This is a genomic window from Streptomyces sp. DSM 40750 (assembly GCF_024612035.1).
In the GTDB taxonomy this organism is placed as follows: Bacteria; Actinomycetota; Actinomycetes; order Streptomycetales; family Streptomycetaceae; genus Streptomyces.
Genome location: NZ_CP102513.1, coordinates 3393978 through 3407392 on the forward strand (window position 1 = coordinate 3393978; position 13415 = coordinate 3407392).

At 70.8% G+C, this 13415-nt stretch carries 15 protein-coding genes; 6 read left to right on the forward strand and 9 right to left on the reverse strand.

Annotated elements, in window-relative coordinates; genetic code table 11:
• Positions 1 to 2 precede the first annotated feature (2 nt).
• Both efeU and JIX55_RS15125 read left to right on the forward strand, forming a co-directional pair.
• Positions 3 to 878, forward strand: coding sequence for an iron uptake transporter permease EfeU (gene efeU, locus JIX55_RS15120; protein ID WP_257563836.1), 876 nt, complete (start codon positions 3 to 5; stop codon positions 876 to 878).
• Entirely contained in the window at positions 835 to 1893 is a 1059-nt protein-coding gene (locus JIX55_RS15125) for a hypothetical protein (protein WP_257563837.1), read from the forward strand. The genes efeU and JIX55_RS15125 overlap by 44 nt, the downstream gene beginning before the upstream one ends.
• A gap of 21 nt (positions 1894 to 1914) precedes the next feature.
• Here the strand turns inward: JIX55_RS15125 and JIX55_RS15130 are convergent, their stop codons facing one another.
• Both JIX55_RS15130 and JIX55_RS15135 read right to left on the reverse strand, forming a co-directional pair.
• Positions 1915 to 2667: a bifunctional DNA primase/polymerase gene (locus tag JIX55_RS15130; RefSeq protein WP_257563838.1), complete on the reverse strand. Its 753-nt coding sequence runs from the start codon at positions 2665 to 2667 to the stop codon at positions 1915 to 1917.
• 212 nt (positions 2668 to 2879) lie between these two features.
• Entirely contained in the window at positions 2880 to 3515 is a 636-nt protein-coding gene (locus tag JIX55_RS15135) for a TetR/AcrR family transcriptional regulator (protein ID WP_257563839.1), read from the reverse strand.
• A 96-nt stretch (positions 3516 to 3611) separates the two neighbouring features.
• Between JIX55_RS15135 and JIX55_RS15140 the strand changes: the two genes are divergently transcribed.
• Positions 3612 to 3821 (forward strand): DUF6243 family protein, encoded by a 210-nt coding sequence (locus JIX55_RS15140; protein ID WP_257563840.1) that lies wholly within the window; start codon positions 3612 to 3614, stop codon positions 3819 to 3821.
• Positions 3822 to 3884: 63 nt separating this feature from the next.
• Here the strand turns inward: JIX55_RS15140 and JIX55_RS15145 are convergent, their stop codons facing one another.
• Entirely contained in the window at positions 3885 to 4379 is a 495-nt protein-coding gene (locus JIX55_RS15145) for a GNAT family N-acetyltransferase (RefSeq protein ID WP_257563841.1), read from the reverse strand.
• Positions 4380 to 4575: 196 nt separating this feature from the next.
• Between JIX55_RS15145 and JIX55_RS15150 the strand changes: the two genes are divergently transcribed.
• The gene (locus JIX55_RS15150; protein ID WP_257563842.1) at positions 4576 to 5226 is read left to right on the forward strand and encodes a hypothetical protein; all 651 of its coding nucleotides are present in this window, start codon (positions 4576 to 4578) and stop codon (positions 5224 to 5226) included.
• A 24-nt stretch (positions 5227 to 5250) separates the two neighbouring features.
• Here the strand turns inward: JIX55_RS15150 and JIX55_RS15155 are convergent, their stop codons facing one another.
• The 5 genes from JIX55_RS15155 to JIX55_RS15175 are packed head-to-tail and all read right to left on the reverse strand — an operon-like array spanning position 5251 to position 9527.
• Complete coding sequence (locus JIX55_RS15155; protein WP_257563843.1) at positions 5251 to 6252, reverse strand: small ribosomal subunit Rsm22 family protein; 1002 nt, start codon at positions 6250 to 6252, stop codon at positions 5251 to 5253.
• Between the two features lie 34 nt (positions 6253 to 6286).
• A complete protein-coding gene (locus JIX55_RS15160) occupies positions 6287 to 6685 on the reverse strand; it encodes a PIN domain-containing protein (RefSeq protein WP_257563844.1) in 399 nt (132 codons plus the stop codon).
• Complete coding sequence (locus JIX55_RS15165) at positions 6682 to 6963, reverse strand: hypothetical protein (RefSeq protein WP_257563845.1); 282 nt, start codon at positions 6961 to 6963, stop codon at positions 6682 to 6684. Before JIX55_RS15165 ends, JIX55_RS15160 begins: the two co-directional genes overlap by 4 nt.
• A gap of 45 nt (positions 6964 to 7008) precedes the next feature.
• Complete coding sequence (locus JIX55_RS15170; RefSeq protein ID WP_257563846.1) at positions 7009 to 8187, reverse strand: serine hydrolase domain-containing protein; 1179 nt, start codon at positions 8185 to 8187, stop codon at positions 7009 to 7011.
• Positions 8139 to 9527: a multidrug effflux MFS transporter gene (locus JIX55_RS15175; protein WP_257563847.1), complete on the reverse strand. Its 1389-nt coding sequence runs from the start codon at positions 9525 to 9527 to the stop codon at positions 8139 to 8141. Before JIX55_RS15175 ends, JIX55_RS15170 begins: the two co-directional genes overlap by 49 nt.
• Before the next feature lie 99 nt (positions 9528 to 9626).
• On the opposite strand from JIX55_RS15175, the gene JIX55_RS15180 reads away from it, so the two are divergent.
• The gene (locus JIX55_RS15180) at positions 9627 to 10664 is read left to right on the forward strand and encodes a Gfo/Idh/MocA family protein (protein ID WP_257563848.1); all 1038 of its coding nucleotides are present in this window, start codon (positions 9627 to 9629) and stop codon (positions 10662 to 10664) included.
• Here JIX55_RS15180 and JIX55_RS15185 read toward each other — a convergent pair.
• Entirely contained in the window at positions 10651 to 12312 is a 1662-nt protein-coding gene (locus tag JIX55_RS15185; protein WP_257563849.1) for an alkaline phosphatase D family protein, read from the reverse strand. The two genes, JIX55_RS15180 and JIX55_RS15185, sit on opposite strands and share 14 nt — an antisense overlap.
• 158 nt (positions 12313 to 12470) lie before the next feature.
• Between JIX55_RS15185 and JIX55_RS15190 the strand changes: the two genes are divergently transcribed.
• Positions 12471 to 13235 (forward strand): SDR family oxidoreductase, encoded by a 765-nt coding sequence (locus JIX55_RS15190; RefSeq protein WP_257563850.1) that lies wholly within the window; start codon positions 12471 to 12473, stop codon positions 13233 to 13235.
• Positions 13236 to 13415: the final 180 nt, after the last annotated feature.

Here is a 13415-nt window from a genome sequence, read left to right on the forward strand (position 1 = left end):
CCGTGTTCGCGAACTATCTGATCGGTCTGCGGGAGGGTCTGGAGGCCAGCCTCGTCGTCTGCATCCTCATCGCCTACCTGGTGAAGACGGACCGCCGGGACGCGCTGAAGCCCGTCTGGATCGGCATCGGCGTCGCCGTCGCGCTGGCCCTCGGTTTCGGCTGCGTCCTCGAATTCGGCTCCCAGGAACTGACGTTCAAGGCGCAGGAGGCCCTCGGCGGCTCGCTGTCGATCGTCGCGGTGGTCCTGGTGACGTGGATGGTCTTCTGGATGCGGCGCACGGCCCGCCATCTGAAGGCCGAACTGCACGGCAAGCTCGACGCGGCCCTCCAGATGGGCACCGGCGCGCTGGTGGCGACCGCGTTCCTGGCGGTGGGCCGGGAGGGCCTGGAGACCTCGCTGTTCGTGTGGACGTCGGTGCGCGCGTCGAACGACGGCACCGAGGGCCCGCTGATCGGCGTACTGCTGGGCCTGGCCACGGCGGTCGCGCTGGGCTGGCTGTTCTACCGGGGTGCCCTGCGCATCAACCTCGCCAAGTTCTTCACCTGGACCGGCGGCATGCTGGTCGTGGTCGCGGCCGGCGTCCTCGCGTACGGCTTCCACGACCTCCAGGAGGCCGACTTCCTGCCCGGCCTGACGAACAAGGCCTTCGACATCACCGGGACGATCCCGCCGGACAGCTGGTACGGCACGCTCCTGAAGGGCGTCTTCAACTTCCAGCCCGACCCGACGGTCCTCCAAGTCACGGTCTGGCTCCTGTACCTGATCCCGACGCTCGCGCTGTTTCTCGCCCCGGTAGGGTTCGCCTCCGGGAAGGGGAAGGTGAAGATTCCTGATGAGCAGGGTGCGCGGGGTTCGGAGCCCACGAAGGCTTCGTGAGGTTCGTCCGGTTCGTACACGCGGGAGGTTCCTCGGACTTCGTTCGTACGGCCGTAGCGCGCTGCTGACCACGGCGGTGACCGCGCTGTCGTTGACGGCGAGCGGGTGCGTGGTGGTCCGCGGCGATCTGGAGATCGTCCCTGCGGCGACACAGGCGGAGGCGGCGCGGGCGCTGAAGGACTTCACCACCGCGTACAACAAGGCGGACAAGGAGTACGACCAGTCCCAGGACGCCTCCCGGGTCACCGGCGCGCTCGCCGACATCGACGGCGGCAAGCTCCGCTCGGGCGCGAAGATCAACCCGAGCGGCAACCCGAACCATGTGGCGCTGAAGCTGACCGACGTCACGTACACGATCCCGGAGAAGGCGGCCTGGCCGCGCTGGTTCGTGGCCGACGCGGCCGCCAACAAGGGCAACGCGACGGACCGTTGGCTGTTCGTCTTCACCCGGGACGGCCTCACCGATCTGTGGGAGGTGTCCTTCCTCACGATCATGGCCGCCGCCGACGTGCCGGAGTTCGAGAAGGACGAGAACGGCTACGCCCAGGCGGTCACGCCGGACGATGCCGAACTCTCCGTCACGCCCGCCGAGTTGCCCGACAAGTACGTGACGTACCTGAGGGAGGACAGCGCCCTCTTCGCGGACGGCCCGTACACCTCCGAAGAGCGCTCCGAGCGCCAGCAGAACGCGCGGAAGCCGGGCCTGGCGCGGCAGTACATCGACGAGGCCCTGACCAACGGCGACTACGCGCCGGTCGGTCTGCGCACCACGGACGGCGGGGCACTGGTCTTCTTCACCACCCGCCACTACCAGAAGCAGACCGCTGCGCAGGGCGTGGACATCCCCGTCAACGACGCGGCCGTCCGGGCGCTGATAACGGGCGAGCCCAAGGAGTCGCTGACGCTGGAGTTCGTGAACAACCAGGCGGTGCTCGATCCGGCGAAGACGGAGTCGGACCAGCAGGTGAAGTTCCTGAGCCAGGTGGGCGGGCTCACGGGGGCCAAGGGCGAGTGACCGCCGGACGGGGCTGAGGAGTCAGCCCCTCGACGGCCAGGCCGAGTCGGTGTGGCCCGGCTCCTCGCCCACGTGGCGGGAGCACGCGTCGGTGAGGGTCTCCAGCAGGGTCAGCGGGTCCGGCAGCGGGTGTTCGAGGCCGCGCACCCAGTGGACGGCGAGATCACCGGGGAGCCGGGCCGGCGGGACGAGGACGTACGACCCGCGGCAGTGCCAGCGCAGCCCCGGATGCTCGTCCATGGTCTCCGGGTGGCAGTCCAGCTCGCAGGGCCACCACTCGTCCTCCTCCTCGGGCGTGCCCCGGGTGAGAGTGAAGAAGAGGAGCCGCCCGTCGTCGGACTCGGACTCGGACTCCGCGACGGGGCCCACCTCGATCCCGGAGGCGAGCAGCCGCTCCAGGGCCTCACGGCCGGCGGCGAGCGGCACGTCCAGCACGTCGTGGACCATGCCGGTCGCGGTGATGAAGTTGGCCTGCGGCTGGTGCCGGGCCCACCGCTCGATCTGGGCGCTGTCGGTGGTGGACTGCGTCTGCCAGGCGAACGACACCGGGTGCCGGGCGGGGGTGGGACAGCCGACGCGGTCGCAGGAACACCGGTAGCCCGAGGGGTACGCGGCGGGCGCGAGCGGGAGTCCCGCGGCTGCGGCGGCGAGCAGCAGTTCCTCACGGCCGGCTTCGTCGGCCGCACTGTCGAGCGGGCGGCTCGTACGGCGGGCGCGCAGCCACTCGGAGATCCTGCCCTGCCGACCGGACCGGCCGCCGAACGTCGCGCTCATCTATCCCCTCGCCTCGCTGTGGTGCGGACAGCATGCCTCATGGTCCCACCATCCTGCGCTCCGGGGAGCCGGAGCGCCCATCCGGGGTAGGTGGGGCGATGCCGGGCGGCGGACAGGGATGGTGGTCTATTACCTTCTTTGACGGGATTTACGGTCCGCCGCCAGGCCCTTCTCGGTCGGTTTGGTCACACCTGGGCGGGGAGTTGACCCGGTCAGCGGGGCGCGAGTCCGTGGAGGGCGTACTCGACGAGGGCGTCCGTGTACGCGTACGAGATGGGGCCCGTGTACTGGAGCCAGCGCTGGGCGAGCGGTGAGACGAAGAGCTCCAGGGCGATGCGCGGGTCGATGTCGGGGCGTACGGCGCCCTGTTCCTGGGCCGAGCGCAGGCGCTTCACGTACAACTGGAGCTGGGGTTCGAGGAGTTTGGCCACGAACTCGGTGCCGAGCTGTTGGTTCACCACCCCCTCGGCGGCCAGAGCCCGCGAGGGGGCCTCGAACTTGGGGTCGAGCAGTTCGTCCACGGTGGCACGCAGGACCGCCTTGAGATCGGCCTCCAGATCACCGGTGTCCGGGATCTCGTACTCCGCCTGTTCCCCGATGACTTCGGGGCGGGCCGCGGCCTCCGCCGCCTGGGCGCTCAGGTCGATGAACGCCTCCAGCAGGACGTCCGCCTTGGACGTCCACCACCGGTAGATCGTCTGCTTCCCGACGCCGGCGCGGGCCGCGATGCCCTCGATGGTCGTCTTCTGGTAACCGACCTCGGTGACGAGGGCGAGGGCGGCGTCGTAGATGGCGCGACGTGACTTCTCGCTGCGCCGGGCGGAATCGGGGGCGGTCTTCTTGGCCATGGTCCGAATTTATCAGGTTGACAAGACGATGCGTCTCGCCTGATGGTGGTGAGCGTCAGCGAGACGAACCGTATCGTCACAGCGAGGGAGAGTGTCATGACCCGAGGTGGAGCGGGAAACATGCTGGGAGTGGGCGGCGCCCGCCGGAATCTGGGCCGCAAGGCACTGCGCGGCGGCCCCGCGAACGGCCGCGTCGGCGGCGGCCTCGACCCCCAGGCCCAGAAGCGGGAGCTGCTGCGCAAGCTCCAGGAGAAACGCCAGGAAGGGCGGCCGGAGACGGAGGGGACCACCGGCGAGACGTCGTGAACCGGAGTGGGTCCGCCCCGCCGGGGCCGCCTTGAGGGGCTTCGGCGAGGCGGAGCTGCCGTATCAGTCCAAGGTCGCCGGAGCCGGACCGGCCAGCTCCAGCACCCCCACCGTCTGGCCCCCGCTGGTCTCCCCGGTCGTACGGAAGCCGAGGCCGAGGTAGAAGGCCTCCGGGCCGTCGGGTCCGGGGTGCCAGGTGACGAAGAGCCGGCTGCCGCCCCGGCGGCGGATCTCTGCGGCCACGGCCTCGACGGCGAAACGGCCGTAGCCCCGGCCCTGTTCGTCCGCGGCGATATTGAGGCGCCAGAGCCCGGAACGGATGTCGGTGCCCGTGCCGTCGCCCTTCCAGTCGATGTCGAGGAAGGCCATGAGGAAACCGACGGCCCGGTCGCCGTCGCGGATGAGGCGGGGCCAGGCGACGCCGGGATGGACGTACGCCTCGGCGAGGGACTTCACGACCGGCTCGACCAGGTGTTCCTGGTCGGGGCGGACGCGCACGTCGGTCGCGGCGTCGAGGTTGGCGGAGGTTATCTCGTCCAGATACGGCGTGGTTGACATGACCGATGACATAGCCGGAAACCGCGCGGACACCGCAAGTGATTTTTCGGAACGGGCAAGGCAGCAAACATCAGCAAGCGTCACCTATCCGGCTGATTGACCTGCGGGTTCACGGCAGAGCTGCGACGGATGCGCTTCCCTCACAGGCAGCGCCCCCTACGGGCAGCCAAGGTCGACCTCGCCGTCAGGAGCTCTCATGCGCATGTGGAAGCCACTCGTCGTCATCGCCACCGCGTTGGCGACACCTCTGTCCGTCCTCGCCCCGACGGCCTCCGCCGAGAACGCCAACGGCGACAAATACACGCACCCGACCACCCTCACCCGGGCGAGCTGCATGATCCACGCCAACTATCCCAAGGCGGGAATCCCGGACTGGGGCTGGACCAAGCAACAGCGTTCGCCCCGCGGCAAGGCCTACAAGGTCGGCGTCCGGTACACCTACAAGAACTACGCGCTCGTGTTCGACTACGCGAAGGCCGGCGAACCGAGCTGGGGATTCATCGCCAAGTCCTGCCTGGCCGACCCACGCGCCTACAACAAGCACGGGCAGCCGCTGCCCGACCAGCGCGGCGTCGGTGGCAGCGGGAAGAGCAAGGACGTGGTGATGAGCGCCCCGCACGCCGGGAAGAGCAAGCGGACCGTGCTGCACGTCGGCAGCAATCACGTCGGAACCCTGCGCAACGCGCCCAAGTCCTTCGTCATCGGGAACGTCCGGGCGGGTGATCCCTTCCACATCACCACCGAACGCTGCGGAACCCATAACAGGAAGTCCTGGATCCTCGGCTACGCCCCCCACTCCGGACGCTGGGGCTACGTCCAGGCCCAGCACCTGCCCGCCTGCCACTGAGCTCCCGTCACCGGGCGGGGGCCCTCAAGCCTGGTCGCCGACTTCGGCCGGTGGCCAGGCGTCTCCCCACTCCGCGTCCCTCGCCGCCTTGTAGAGGAGACCGTGGCGCTTGGTGACCGTGGTCCGGCCGAGGCCGGGCTCGGACTCGCAGAGGTCGAGGAGGACCTGGCCCTTACGGATCTGCGGCTTGCGTACGACGCGGGCGGGGGCCGGGGTCGGGGGAAAGCGGGTGGCGGCGACGTAGCTGAACTTCTCGTCCTCGTACGGCAGGGAGCCGCCCTTGACCTGGCGGTGCAGGGAGGAACGGCTGACCCGGGCGGAGAAGTGGCACCAGTCCTCGCCGGGGACGATCGGGCAGGCGGCGCTGTGCGGGCAGGGGGCGGCGATGTGGAAACCGGCGTCGATGAGGCGGTCGCGGGCCTCGATGACGCGGGTGTAGCCGTCGGGGGTGCCGGGTTCGATGATCACGACGGCCTGGGCGGCGGTCGCGGCGGCGTCGACGACGGCGGTGCGGTCGGCGTCGGTCAGCTCGCCGAGGACGTAGGAGATGGTGACGAGATCAGTGCTCTCGATGGTGAGCGCCGATCCGATACGCGAGCGCCGCCACTCGGCGGTCTTCAGATCCGGGTTCGCTCCGGCGATCTCCCGCCCCAGCGCCAGCGCCGGCTCCGCCCAGTCGAGCACGGTCACCGGCCGCCCGCCCTCCCAGGTGGCGCTCACGGCCCATGTCGCCGCGCCCGTACCCCCACCCACGTCGACATGACTGCCGGGCGCCCATCCGGGCACTGCCGCCGCGAACGCGTCGAGCGCCGAGCACACCGCCTCGAACGTCGCCGGCATCCGGTACGCCGCGTACGCCACCACATCCGACCGGTCCCGCAGCACCGGCGCGTCCGTCGGCGTCCGCCCCCGGTACTTCGCGATCAGCCGGTCGACCGCCTGCGTGGCCGACTTCGGCGGGAGACCGTCGAGGAGGGCGGAGAGGGCGGCGCGGAGGGTGTCGGCGGGGGGAAGGGGGGCGTTCACGTGGTGATTGTATGGGCGGCCCGCACTGCCGGAATCAGACCTTCTCCGCCACCACGCGTGGATGGTCGACGAGGAGCATGCCCATGTCCTCCACGTCGGAGGTCAGGATGGTCACCCGGCCCGGTTGCTGCACCGCGGTCGCGCACAGCATGGCGTCGATGGCGTACTTGTGGCCGTGCAGTCCCGCGCCTCGCAGCAGGGTGACCGCGGACTGTGCGACAGCCTGCGAGACCGGCTCCACCCGGAGCCGGGACAGCGTCCACCTCAGCGCGGCGTCATTGATCCGGGGATGGACGACCTCGACCAGCACCGCGGCGGAGGTGAGCACGGGCAGGTCCGCCTCACGGGCCGCCGTCAGCCACTCGTGCACCTCGCGGTCCCGTTGTACGGCTTTCGCGAGTCCCTCGCTGTCGAGCACCAACGCGCCGCTCACGCGGCCTCATTCGCGTGGGCCGCGCCGCCCGTGAGCCGGGCCCGCTTGGCCGCCACGGCCTCCGGGTCGGCCGGTCCGTGCGCTTTGTCGAAGTCCGCGATCAGCTCGTCCAGGTTGTCACGCTCTATCTGCCGCTGCGCCGCCCGCTCCAGATAGGCGGACACACCCCGCTTGCCGACCCGTTCCCGGATCGCCTGAAGAGTGCCGGCGGTGAGCGTGACGGAGACACCGCTGGTGGGGCCTTCACCGGGAAGGAAGTCGACGCTGTCGTCAGCCATGAACCCAGTATGGCATTGAAAATGCCATAGTCGCCCGGCCCGCCCTCATGTCCCCCGCACCGCCCGAGCCACCCGAGTCCCCGCCGCCGCCCGCTCCGCGTTGATCGGGTCCCGGCGGCGTGGATGGACCGCGTTCGTGAGCAGGATCAGGAAGGTGTCCGTCGCCGGGTCCAGCACCAGTGACGTGCCCGTGAAGCCCGTATGCCCCGCCGCGCCCCTCCCCGCCAACTCCCCCATGAACCACCGCTGGTCGAGGGCGAAGCCGAGGCCGGGCGGGGTCAGCATCAGCTCCACGAAGTCGGGGCCGAGTATGCGGGCGGGGCCGTAGGAGCCGCCGGCCAGTAACGTGCGGCAGAAGATCGCCAGGTCCCGGGCCGTCGAGAAGAGGCCTGCGTGGCCGGCGACGCCGCCGAGGGACCAGGCGTTCTCGTCGTGCGCCTCGCCCCGGAGCATGCCTCGGTCGGCCTTGGCCCAGGGGCGGCGTTGGTCCTCGGTCGCGGCGGCCGTCCGGTAGGGGCCGAAGCCCGTGGACGTCATGCCGAGGGGGTGGGTGATGCCGTCGCGGATCAGTACGTCCAGGGTCCGGCCCGTCAGGCGTTCCAGGACGTGCTGGAGGAGCAGGAGGTTCAGGTCGGAGTAGGCGTGGGCCGTGCCGGGCGGGGCCGTCGGGGCCTCCGAGCGGAGCATCGCCAGACGGGCGTCCGGCGACGGGCAGTCGTAGAGCGGGAGTTCGGGGCGGAGGCCTGAGGTGTGGGTGAGGAGGTGGCGGACGGTCAGGCCGTGTCGGGCCGCGCCCGCGAAGTCGGGGAGGTACGCCGCCAGCTTCGCGTCGATGCCGAGGGTGCCGCGTTCCAGTTGCTGGACCGCCGCCACGGCGGTGAAGAGCTTGGTGAGGGAGGCCAGGTCGAAGGGGGTTTCCGGCCTCACCGGGATGCGGGCCTCCGGCGGCAGCTCCACGCCGCTGTCGGAGCGCTCGTCGTAGGACGCGTAGCGGACCGCCCAGCCCGCCGCCTCCTCGACGGCCACGTAGGGGCCGCGGCCGACGAGTACGACGGCGGCGGGGGCCCGGGGGCGGTCCCCTTCTGTCAGCGCGCGCACCTCTCGTACGAGATGGCGCAGTTCCTCGGGGTCGAGTCCGGCCCGTTCCGGGGTGTCCGTGCGCAGTCTCGGCGCGCTCAGCTCTCTGCTCCCTCCAGCGTCGTACGCCTGTTCCAAGGACGGCACAGTGCCACGAAGCAGGTCGCGGCCACCAGTGTCGCGGTGAGTTGGACCACGGCCATGGGGACGGCGGTGTCCTCGCCCGCGACGCCGACCAAGGGGGACGCTATCGCGCCGATCAGGAAGGACGAGGTCCCCAGCAGCGCCGACGCGGACCCCGCGGCGTGGCGTACCCGCATCAGGGCGAGGGCCTGGGTGTTGGGGAGGGTGACGCCCATCGCGGACATCAGGACGAAGAGGGCCGCCGCCACCGGGGCGAGGCCCACCTCGCCGAAGACGCCCAGGGACATCAGCAGCAGCGCGGTCGCGGACAGGGCGACGATCGCGAGGCCCACCGCGAAGACCGTGTCCAGGCTGACCCGGCCGACCAGGATCTTGCCGTTGATCTGGCCGACGATGACAAGGCCGACGGAGTTGACGCCGAAGAGCAGGCTGAACGTCTGCGGGGAGGCGCCGTAGATCTCCTGGATCACGAACGGGGAGGCGCTGATGTACGCGAAGAGCGCGGCGAAGGCGAAGCCGCCGGCGAGTACGTAGCCCATGAAGACCCGGTCGGTGAGCAGGCCGCGCATCGCGCCCAGCGTCTCGCCGATGCCGCCGCTGTGGCGGTCGGCGGGGGTGAGCGTCTCGGGGAGCTTCGCCCAGACGACCGCCAGCAGGGCGACACCGATGACGGTCAGTACGACGAAGACGCCCCGCCAGTCCGTGACGCGCAGGATCTGGCCGCCGAGCAGCGGCGCGACGATCGGGGCCACCCCGGAGATCAGCATCAGGGTCGAGAAGAAGCGGGCCATCGCGTCGCCGTCGTAGAGGTCGCGGACCACGGCCCGGGCGATCACGATCCCGGCCGAGCCGGCGAGGCCCTGGACGACCCGGAAGGCGATCAGGGTCTCGATGGTGGGAGCGAGGGCGCACAGGGCGGTGGCCAGGATGTAGACGACCAGGCCGATGAGGAGGGGGCGCTTACGGCCCCAGCGGTCGCTCATCGGGCCGATCAGCAGCTGGCCGAGCGCCATGCCGGCGAGGCAGGCGGTCAGGGTGAGCTGGACCGTGGTGGCGGGGGCGTGCAGCGAGTCGGTGACCTCCGGCAGGGCCGGGAGGTACATGTCCATCGCGAGCGGCGGGGTGGCCGTGAGGCCGCCGAGGATGAGGGTGACGAGGAGGCCGGTGCGGCGGAGGGCGGTGGGGTTGGCTGCCGACTGCCTGACGCCGGGCTCGGGGGTCGGCTGCGACGGCTTCGAGCGGTTCGACGGATTCGACGACTGCGATGCCGCCTGAGTCGCCGGTACCGCCGCCACGGTGTTCGGCTCGGCCGGTGCCGAGCCCGGTATGTGCCCCTCGGGCATGTGCCCCTCCCTCTGCGTTCGGTCCGCCACCTATGCTCTCAGCTCGTACGACGTGGGCGGGGTCACAGTTCCGCCCCGGGGCCGAGGACAGGGGTGGCGATGTCGAACGACGGACGTGTGCGGTGGGGGATTCTGGCGACCGGAGGGATCGCCGCGGCCTTCACGGCCGACCTCGTCGACCTGCCGGACGCCGAGGTCGTGGCGGTGGCCTCGCGGAGCGAGGACTCGGCGAAGGCCTTCGCGGAACGGTTCGGGATACCGAGGGCGTACGGCGACTGGCGTGCCCTCGCCGAGGACGCGGACGTGGATGTGGTGTACGTCGCCACGCCGCACTCGGCGCACCGGACGGCCGCCGGGATGTGTCTGGAGGCGGGGCGGAACGTGCTGTGCGAGAAGGCGTTCACGCTGAACCTGCCGGAGGCTGAGGAACTGGTCGCGCTGGCGCGGGAGCGTGGGCGGTTCCTGATGGAGGCCATGTGGATGTACTGCAACCCGCTGATGCGGCGGCTCGCCGAGGCGGTGCGGGACGGCGCGATCGGTGAAGTACGGACGGTGCAGGCCGACTTCGGGCTCGCCGGGCCCTTCCCGCCCTCGCACCGGCTGCGGGACCCGGCGCAGGGCGGCGGCGCGCTGCTCGACCTCGGTGTGTATCCGGTCTCCTTCGCGCAGCTGCTGCTCGGGGAGCCGTCGGACGTGACCGGACGGGCGATGCTCTCCGACGAGGGCGTCGATCTCCAGACCGGAGCACTGCTCTCCTGGGAGAGCGGTGCCATCGCTTCGCTGCACTGCTCCATCGTGGGCGGCACGGGCACCTCCGCCTCGGTGACCGGTTCCGAGGGCCGCATCGACATCCCGTCCGGCTTCTTCTTCCCGGACCAATTCGTCCTGCACCGTGACGGCCGCGACCCGCAGACCTTCGCCGCGGACCCGGCCGACGGCCCCCGCAACAGCCTCCGTCACGAGGCCGCCGAGGTCATGCGGGCGCTGCGCGCAGGCGAGACGGAGTCCCCGCTCGTCCCCCTCGACGGCACCCTCGCCGTGATGCGGACACTCGACGCGATCCGGAACCGCATCGGCGTCCGCTATCCCGGCGAGGACGACCGTCGGGGTGACCGACTGGCGGCTACGCCGGCGTGAGCCCCGGCCTGCCCGCCTCCACCGCGAACGACGCGACCGTGGAGATCCCGGCCCCGGTCGTCGTCACGTACGGCACCGCCTTGAAGTCGGCGCGGGCCGACTGCCTGTCGAGCGCCACGGTCACATAGCCGCGGCGGCCGTTGTAGAAGCGCATGTGGGGGTTGGCGGTCATGTAGGTGTCCCAGTTGGCGGGCTTGTCGGAGCCGTTGCCGCCGCTGCTGATGGAGGTGGCGACGAGCTCCGTGCCGACGGTCCGGGACGAGCGGTTGTCGAAGTCGCGCTTGATGTCGAAGGCGTAGCCGACGTGGACGTCACCCGTGAGGACCATCAGGTTCTCGATGCCGGCCGCGTCGGCGCCCGCGAGGATCCGCTCGCGGGAGGCGGTGTAGCCGTCCCAGGAGTCCATGGACACCTTGTAGTTGTCGCCGACGGCGTTGCGGCGCTGGGAGAAGGTGACCTGCTGGGGGACGACGTTCCAGACGGCGTCGGACTTGGCCCAGCCGTTGAGGAGCCAGCGTTCCTGGGTGGCGCCCGTTATCGTGCGCGCCGGGTCGGCGGAGTCCGGTCCCGGGGTCTGCCAGCCGTCGCCGTACGCCTGGTTGGAGCGGTACTGGCGGGTGTCGAGGATGTCGAACTGGGCGAGGCGGCCCCAGTTGAAGCGGCGGTAGAGCCTCATGTCGGGGCCGTCGGGTTTCTGCGGGGCGCGCAGGGGCTGGTTCTCCCAGTACGCGCGGTACGCGGCGGCGCGGCGCAGCAGGAACTCCTCGGGCGGTACGGAGTTCTCGGGGATGTCGTCCGCGTAGTTGTTCTCGGTCTCGTGGTCGTCCCAGGTGACGACGAACGGGTGCGCGGCGTGCGCGGCCCGCAGATCGGGGTCGGTCTTGAAGAGGGCGTACCGCAGGCGGTAGTCCTCCAGGGTGACCGTCTCGCGGTTGAACAGGTCGGGCAGGACGCGGTCGCCGTACTTGCGGTTGCCGCCGACCGAGTTGACCGCGTACTCGTAGAGGTAGTCCCCGAGATGGAAGACGACATCGATGTCCTCGCCCGCCAGGTGCTGGTAGGCGGTGTAGTAGCCGTCCGAGTAGGCCTGGCAGGAGACGGCCGCGAAGGACAGGCCGGTGGAGCCGGTCAGGTGGCTGCGGCCGGGGGCGGTGCGGGTGCGGCCGGTCTCGCTGATCCAGGTGCCGGTGCGGAAGCGGTAGTAGTAGACGCGCCCGGGGTCGAGGTAGCCGACCTCGACGTGCACGGTGTGGCTGAACTCGGGGTGGGCGGTGGCCGTGCCTCGTCTGACGATCCGCCGGAAGCTCTCGTCGTGGGCCAGCTCCCACTGGACGGCGACGCGTTCGGCGGGCAGGCCGCCGTCGGGCTGGTACGGGGCCGGGGCGAGCCGGGTCCACAGCAGCACGGAGGCGGGCAGCGGGTCGCCGGAGGCCACGCCGAGGGTGAAGGGGTTCTCGGTGATCCGCCGCGCGTCGAGCGGGGCGGCGGCCGCGGCGCCCGCCGCGGGGAGGTTGGTGGTGAAGGCGAGCGCGGCTGCGGCGCCGGTGACGGTGAGGAAGCGGCGCCGGTCGAAGTGCCTGGCGGCGGCGCGGAGTTCGGGTGCGTGGGACGAACGGGGCTGCGTCGACTTCTGGGCTGCGGGTGTCATCTGGCCCTCCCCTGACGGTTGTTGTACTTGGCATTGGAGTGGCCAGGTTCGACGATCTTCTGTCACGTACACAACAGCGAGATGGCGGACTGATGAGTTCCGGATGCCGGAGCCCTTCCGCTCGGCCGGGCGCGGGCCCTCGCCTACGCTGCGGGCCCATGAAGGTCAAAGGAACCAAGATCGCGATTGTGACAGGTGCGGGCTCCGGTATCGGCCGCGCCGTGGCCGTGGAGTTGCTGCGCACCGGCTGGTCGGTGGCGCTGGCGGGCCGCCGCGCGGAAAGGCTCGCCGAGACGGCGGCCGGCGTCGGCACGGAGACTCCGGAGGCGCTGTGCGTCCGTACGGACGTCTCACGACCCGGAGACGTGGACGCGCTCTTCGCCGCCGTACGAGAACGGTTCGGGCGGCTCGACCTGCTGTTCAACAACGCGGGCACGTTCGGCCCGGGCGGTGTGCCGGTGGAGGAGCTGGACTACGCGGCCTGGCGGCACGTCGTGGACACCAACCTCAACGGGGCGTTCCTGTGCGCGCAGGCGGCGTACCGGCAGATGAAGGAGCAGGACCCCCAGGGCGGGCGGATCATCAACAACGGCTCCATCTCCGCGCACACGCCCCGCCCGCACTCCGTCGCCTACACCGCGACCAAGCACGCGCTGACCGGCCTCACCAAGTCGCTCTCGCTGGACGGGCGGCCGTACAACATCGCGGTCGGCCAGATCGACATCGGCAACGCGGCGACGGACATGACCGAGCGGATGCGGAACGGGGTGCTCCAGGCGAACGGGGAGCTGATGCCCGAGCCCGTGATGGACGTGGAGGACGTGGCGCGGACCGTGCGGCACATGGCGGAGCTGCCGCTGGAGGCGAATGTGCAGTTCGCGACGGTGATGGCGACGACGATGCCGTACGTGGGGCGGGGCTGAGCGGGACGGCGTACGTAGCCGAGCGGGACGGCGTACGTGGCTGAGCCGTTGCACGCGGAGGCCGCACGGCCCGCGCGCACCAGGTGCCTACCAGGTGCCTACTGGGCGCCCACTAGGTGCCCACGACACTCGTCCATGACTTAACTTGCACAAACGGAAGATGTTGCTCCGGACCATTCG

Excerpts from the sequence above, each read along its gene's own strand:
- JIX55_RS15125 (WP_257563837.1), top strand. The coding sequence starts at position 835 with ATGAGCAGGGTGCGCGGGGTTCGGAGCCCACGAAGGCTTCGTGAGGTT.
- JIX55_RS15130 (WP_257563838.1), bottom strand. The coding sequence starts at position 2,667 with ATGAGCGCGACGTTCGGCGGCCGGTCCGGTCGGCAGGGCAGGATCTCC.
- JIX55_RS15135 (WP_257563839.1), bottom strand. The coding sequence starts at position 3,515 with ATGGCCAAGAAGACCGCCCCCGATTCCGCCCGGCGCAGCGAGAAGTCA.
- JIX55_RS15140 (WP_257563840.1), top strand. The coding sequence starts at position 3,612 with ATGACCCGAGGTGGAGCGGGAAACATGCTGGGAGTGGGCGGCGCCCGC.
- JIX55_RS15145 (WP_257563841.1), bottom strand. The coding sequence starts at position 4,379 with ATGTCAACCACGCCGTATCTGGACGAGATAACCTCCGCCAACCTCGAC.
- JIX55_RS15150 (WP_257563842.1), top strand. The coding sequence starts at position 4,576 with ATGCGCATGTGGAAGCCACTCGTCGTCATCGCCACCGCGTTGGCGACA.
- JIX55_RS15165 (WP_257563845.1), bottom strand. The coding sequence starts at position 6,963 with ATGGCTGACGACAGCGTCGACTTCCTTCCCGGTGAAGGCCCCACCAGC.
- JIX55_RS15175 (WP_257563847.1), bottom strand. The coding sequence starts at position 9,527 with ATGCCCGAGGGGCACATACCGGGCTCGGCACCGGCCGAGCCGAACACC.
- JIX55_RS15180 (WP_257563848.1), top strand. The coding sequence starts at position 9,627 with ATGTCGAACGACGGACGTGTGCGGTGGGGGATTCTGGCGACCGGAGGG.
- JIX55_RS15185 (WP_257563849.1), bottom strand. The coding sequence starts at position 12,312 with ATGACACCCGCAGCCCAGAAGTCGACGCAGCCCCGTTCGTCCCACGCA.
- JIX55_RS15190 (WP_257563850.1), top strand. The coding sequence starts at position 12,471 with ATGAAGGTCAAAGGAACCAAGATCGCGATTGTGACAGGTGCGGGCTCC.